We start from the raw sequence: 5703 nt of genomic DNA, 5'->3' as shown, positions 1-5703 counted from the left end.
ATTCGACCTTCCTGCAGCGCGGCTACGATCAATTGATACACGATGTTGCCTTGCAGAATCTGGACGTGACGTTTGCGCTGGATCGCGCCGGCCTGGTCGGTGCCGATGGCGCCACCCATGCCGGCAACTACGATATAGCCTATTTGCGCTGCATCCCGAATATGGTCGTGATGGCGGCTTCGGACGAAAATGAGTGCCGTCAGATGCTCTCCACCGCTTTCCTCTACAATGGGCCTGCTGCAGTGCGGTATCCGCGCGGTAGCGGCATAGGCGCCAAGGTGGCGGACGATCTGGCGACGATACCTTTAGGCACTGGCGAAATCCGGCGCGAGGGTAAAAATGTCGCGATCCTGGCATTCGGCACGATGGTGGCTCCCAGTTTGCTTGCCGGTGCAGAGCTGGATGCCACAGTAGCCAATATGCGTTTCGTCAAGCCGCTGGATGTTGAATTGCTCAAGCGCCTGGCCGCTACGCACGATGCGCTGGTGACGGTGGAAGAGGGTTCCATCATGGGCGGTGCGGGTGCGGCAGTGGCAGAAGCATTGGCTGCAGCTGGTATCGTCAAGCCGCTATTGAATCTGGGTTTGCCGGACCAATTTATAGATCATGGCGATGCGGCTCAATTGCTTGCATTGTGCGGTCTGGATGCGCAGGGTATTGCAGCGTCCATCCGGCAGCGTTTCGGCAAGGGCGAGCCGCGTTTGGTGGTCAATAACTAGCAACAAGCAATTAACAAGTAATTAAGCAATTAGATACCGGACGGCGCAGCAGGCGTGCTGTCCACTTTATAGGTTTTGCAATGAATACTCGCGATCTCAACATGAGCGCCATCCCCGATGTGCAAAGCACACCCGATACCCGGCATATCGCGATTCAGCGCGTAGGCGTCAAAGGCGTGCGTTATCCGATCACGGTAAAAACATCGTCCGGCGTGCAAGCCTCGGTCGGCAGCTGGAATATGTATGTGCACCTTGCGCAGGAGCAAAAAGGCACACACATGTCGCGCTTCATCGCGCTGCTGGAAGACAATAATCAGGCGCTGGACGTGGCCGTGTTTTCGGTCATGATGCACAAGATGCTGGCGCTGCTGGAAGCCGATGCCGGCCACATAGAAGTGACGTTCCCGTATTTCATCAACAAGACGGCGCCGGTATCCGGCGTGCAAAGTCTGATGGATTATGAAGTCGGCCTGACCGGCGAGATCAAGAATGGCAAACTGGAAGTGAGCTTGAAGGTATTGGTGCCGGTCACCAGCCTGTGCCCTTGCTCGAAAAAGATTTCTGCCTACGGTGCGCACAATCAGCGTTCACACATTACCGTTCACGCCTTGCTGGATGGCGATTTTGTCGTCGAGGAATTGATTGCGAATATCGAGGCGCAGGCTTCGTGCGAACTGTATGGTTTGCTGAAGCGCCCGGATGAAAAATATGTGACGGAACGCGCGTATGACAATCCCAAGTTCGTGGAAGATCTGGTGCGCGATGTGGCCGGCATGCTCAACAATGATGCGCGCGTGCTTGCCTATACGCTGGAAGCGGAAAACTTTGAATCCATCCACAATCATTCGGCGTATGCGTTGATAGAACGCGACAAGCGGGTGAAGTAGGTTTTTGCCTGTTTGGATGAAGAGCCGTTCAGTGTTTGCTGGGCGGCTTTTTTTATTTGTGCTTTGGTTCGCGCAGAAACAAACCAAAGCCTATCAAGATTCAATATCCCGAACCCTGTCCTTTTCCCACAACACATCGCTGGCACCCGAAAAGCGATTCAACACGCGCGACAGCACAAACATCAGATCCGACAGGCGGTTCATGTACTGGCGCGGGTTATCGTTGATTTGCTCGGCCTTGCCCAGGCTGACTATCATGCGCTCGGCGCGGCGGCAAACGGTGCGGCAGACATGAGCCTGTGCCGCAGCGCGTGATCCGGCCGGCAGGATGAATTCCTGCAGCGGTGGTAAATTCGCATTGTATTTAGCCAGCAAGGCATCGAGTCGCGCTACCTGCGCATCGGCGATCATTGTGTGGCCGGGTATGCACAGCTCGCCGCCCATATCGAATAAATCATGCTGGATCGAAATGAGTTCTTCGCGCAATGCGGGAGGTAAGTACTCGCACAGCAGCAAGCCTATATGCGAATTGAGCTCATCGACGTCGCCCATCGCGTGTACACGCAACGCATCCTTGTCTATGCGACTGCCATCGCCCAGGCCTGTGCTACCGTCATCACCGGTACGCGTTGCTATTTTTGAAAGTCGATTGCCCATGTGGAATCCAGTGAAATAAGAGTGGCTGCTGAAGCAGCGAGCATACGGTAAAACCGTGTAAACGTCGCAGCAGCAGCGAAACCGGTAAAATCACGGATTGATCACCGACGATAGAATTGACGCAATGGCCATTAGACTACCACCCGTGCATGCCCTTTCCGCCTTTGAGGCGGCAGCACGCCTAGGCTCATTCGCGATTGCGGCGGAAGAATTATGCATTACGCCATCGGCGTTTTCACATCGCATCCGTTTGCTGGAAGAATTCGTCGGCGAGCGCCTGTTTTTGCGTGACGGACGTAGCGTCAGTTTGACCGAGTTTGGCCGCCGTTATCTGGATGTAGTGCGTGATGCACTGCGTTCGCTGGCAGATTTCCCCTTGCCGCACAGACACGCATCCGCCCATCCGCGGATCAAGATCACGGTGCCGCCGACGTTTGCCCGTTATCTGTTTTTGCCGCATCTGGCCGAGTTCATGGCCTTGCATCCGGATATCACGATAGAAACTTTTCTATCCGTACCTTTGTACGATATGAGCTTGTCGGAAACGGATATCGAAATCCGTTTCGGGGTCGGCAAATACCCGGACCTGGTCACCGAGAAACTGTTTGAAGAACCGGTTTTCCCGGTTGCCAGTCCCGCCTATCTGAAAAAAATAGGCCCGCTGAATACACCAGCTGACTTGCAAAAGGCGCAATTGCTGCGTTCCGCTCTGGAGCCTTGGCAGGCATGGTTTGAAGTGGCTGGCCTGGACTGGCAAGAGCCGACATCGGGTTTGCGCATAGATGATTTGGGCTTGTTGTTGCAGGCCGTCCAGCATGGCTATGGGATAGCCTTGACCCGCCAGCACTTTGCCGCAGAGATGATACGCACAGGAGAAGTGGTGCCGCTGTTCGACATCCAGCTGGCGACGCCGCAGCATGCCTATTACATGGTTTATGAGCGCACAGTAAGGGAACGGCCTGAAGTGGCGCTGTTGTTGAACTGGATGATGGAACGCTTCAATACGCAAAAGCTGGCATAGACGCCGACAGCTGATGGCGCTCGCGTTCAGCGCATCACTTGAATATTTTTCACCTTGCATGGCAAAGCTTTCAGTCGAATTTCACGCTTAAATCGCCCGCCCCGGGCGAGTATTCGCTACACTCTAAAAAGAGAATATATGCTTATTCGATTAGAGAACAAGCGCAGTAAAAGCTATCGGGATAGACCATGAATATGACTTTGGCGCAGCCGCAGTCGCAGCCGTTTACAGTGGAGCATCAGCGCAAGGTGGTGGATGCCTTGCGTGCAGTGTTGCCGGAACGATGCGTGCTTTTCAATGAAGAAGACACGCGCCCGTACGAATGCGACGGCCTGGCCGCGTACCGCCAGTTGCCGATGGTGGTGGTGTTGCCCGACACTGAAGCGCAGGTCATAGAGATCCTCAAGATTTGTCATGCACTGAAGGTGCGTATCGTGCCGCGCGGCGCGGGCACCGGCTTGTCCGGCGGCGCGCTGCCGATCGCCGACGGGATCGTGCTGTCGACGGCAAGACTCAACAAGATAGTCAAGGTCGATGCGTATGCACGGACTGCCGTCGTGCAGCCGGGTGTGCGCAATCTCGCCATTTCCGAAGCGGTTGCATCACTAGGCTTGTACTATGCGCCCGATCCTTCTTCGCAAATTGCCTGCACGATAGGCGGCAACGTTGCCGAAAATTCCGGCGGCGTGCATTGCCTCAAATACGGCTTGACCGTGCACAACGTGATGCGCGTGCGCGTCATTACGATAGAGGGCGAGGCGATCGAACTCGGCGGTGCCGCACTCGACGCACCCGGGCTCGATTTGCTGGCAGTCTTCATAGGTTCCGAAGGCATGCTCGGCATCGTGACCGAAGTCACCGTCAAGCTGATACCCAAACCCAAGCTGGCACGCGTGATCTTGGCGTCGTTCGACGACGTGGTCAAGGGCGGCAATGCAGTCGCCAGCGTGATCGCCGCCGGCATCATTCCAGCCGGGCTGGAGATGATGGACAAGACGTCCACGCGCATGGTCGAACCGTTTGTCAAAGCCGGTTACGACATCGATGCCGAAGCCATATTGCTGTGCGAGTCGGACGGCATACCGGAAGAAGTCGACGAGGAAATCGCGCGTATGAGCGAGGTGCTGAAACATTCCGGCGCCACGGCGATTGCAGTTTCGCAGAATGAAGCCGAGCGTTTGCGCTTCTGGTCCGGGCGCAAGAATTCCTTCCCCGCTGCCGGCCGCATCTCTCCTGATTATTACTGCATCGATGGCACGATACCGCGCCGCAGCCTGGCCGATGTGCTGATCGGGATTTCGCAGATGGAAGTCAAATACGGTTTGCGCTGCGCCAATGTGTTTCATGCCGGCGATGGCAATCTGCATCCATTGATACTGTTCGATGCCAACCAGGACGGCGAGTTTGATCGGGCCGAATTATTCGCCGCTGAAATCCTTGAAATGTGCGTCGCTGTTGGCGGCACGATCACCGGTGAACATGGTGTGGGGGTGGAAAAAATCAACCAGATGTGCGTGCAGTTTTCACGCCAGGAAATTGAAGCGTTTCTGGGTGTCAAACGCGCCTTCGATCCGGTCTCCCTGCTCAATCCGAACAAGGCAATTCCCACGCTACAGCGCTGCGCAGAATACGGCAAGATGCACGTCCAGCGCGGCATGCTGAAGTTTCCCGATTTGCCGCGATTTTAAAATTTAGCCAGGGTCAGCATGGAACAGGTAGTCGAACAATTCAAACAACGCATACTTGCTGCGGGTCGTCAGCGGCAGCCGCTATGCATACGCGGTGGCGGCAGCAAGGATTGGTATGGTCAGGCGCCAGTTGGCGAGGTACTCGATACGCGCGCGTATTGCGGCATCATCGCCTACGATCCGACCGAGCTGGTCATCACGGTACGCTGCGGCACGCCGCTGGCGGAAGTGCAGGAAGTGCTGGCGCAACAAAATCAAATGCTCGCATTCGAACCGCCGCATTTCAGTCCCGATGCGACGATAGGCGGCATGGTCGCCAGCGGTCTGGCTGGTCCGCGCCGTGTGTCGGTGGGCGCGGTGCGCGATTTCATGCTCGGTGCCGTGCTGATGGATGGCAAGGGTGAGGTGCTGCATTTTGGCGGACAGGTCATGAAGAATGTCGCCGGCTACGATGTGTCGCGCCTGCTGGCGGGCTCGCTAGGTACGCTGGGTTTGTTGCTGGAAGTATCGCTCAAGGTGCTGCCCAAGCCCTTTGCCGAAACCAGCCTGCGACTGGAGATGAACGAGGAAGACGCAATACGCCGTTTGAACGAATGGGGCGGACAACCTTTGCCTATCTCTTCCAGTGCCTGGTATGACGGCATGCTGGTGCTGCGCCTGTCGGGTGCGAAAGCGGCGCTCGCTGCCGCGCAAAAACACATAGGCGGCGAAGAGATGCATGGCGCCGATGA

The 5703-nt window shown here is 56.2% G+C and carries 6 protein-coding genes; 5 read left to right on the top strand and 1 reads right to left on the bottom strand.

The features are described from left to right. The coding region (locus Q7T06_RS00690) for a transketolase C-terminal domain-containing protein (protein ID WP_304778441.1) at window positions 1-719 on the top strand (719 nt) is incomplete at its 5' end. Between the two features lie 80 nt (window positions 720-799). Then, window positions 800-1606 carry a GTP cyclohydrolase FolE2 gene (gene folE2 / locus Q7T06_RS00685; RefSeq protein ID WP_304778437.1) on the top strand — a complete coding sequence of 269 codons (807 nt, stop codon included), beginning with the start codon at window positions 800-802 and terminating at the stop codon, window positions 1604-1606. Window positions 1607-1699: 93 nt separating this feature from the next. Here folE2 and Q7T06_RS00680 read toward each other — a convergent pair whose 3' ends face one another. Beyond that, window positions 1700-2263, bottom strand: a complete 564-nt coding sequence (locus tag Q7T06_RS00680; protein WP_304778433.1) for a cob(I)yrinic acid a,c-diamide adenosyltransferase — start codon at window positions 2261-2263, stop codon at window positions 1700-1702. A 124-nt stretch (window positions 2264-2387) separates the two neighbouring features. On the opposite strand from Q7T06_RS00680, the gene Q7T06_RS00675 reads away from it, so the two are divergent. The 3 genes from Q7T06_RS00675 to glcE all read left to right on the top strand — a co-directional run. Further along, window positions 2388-3284: a LysR substrate-binding domain-containing protein gene (locus Q7T06_RS00675; protein WP_304778428.1), complete on the top strand. Its 897-nt coding sequence runs from the start codon at window positions 2388-2390 to the stop codon at window positions 3282-3284. A gap of 194 nt (window positions 3285-3478) precedes the next feature. Then, the gene (locus Q7T06_RS00670) at window positions 3479-4972 is read left to right on the top strand and encodes an FAD-linked oxidase C-terminal domain-containing protein (protein WP_304778446.1); all 1494 of its coding nucleotides are present in this window, start codon (window positions 3479-3481) and stop codon (window positions 4970-4972) included. Window positions 4973-4990: 18 nt separating this feature from the next. Beyond that, window positions 4991-5703: glycolate oxidase subunit GlcE (gene glcE / locus Q7T06_RS00665; RefSeq protein WP_304778422.1), on the top strand; the 713-nt coding region annotated here is incomplete at its 3' end.

The organism is Herminiimonas sp. (genome assembly GCF_030645555.1).
GTDB lineage: Bacteria > Pseudomonadota > Gammaproteobacteria > Burkholderiales > Burkholderiaceae_D > Oxalicibacterium.
The sequence above is the reverse complement of the archived record's forward strand: the minus strand, read 5'-3'. Positions and strand labels throughout refer to the sequence as shown.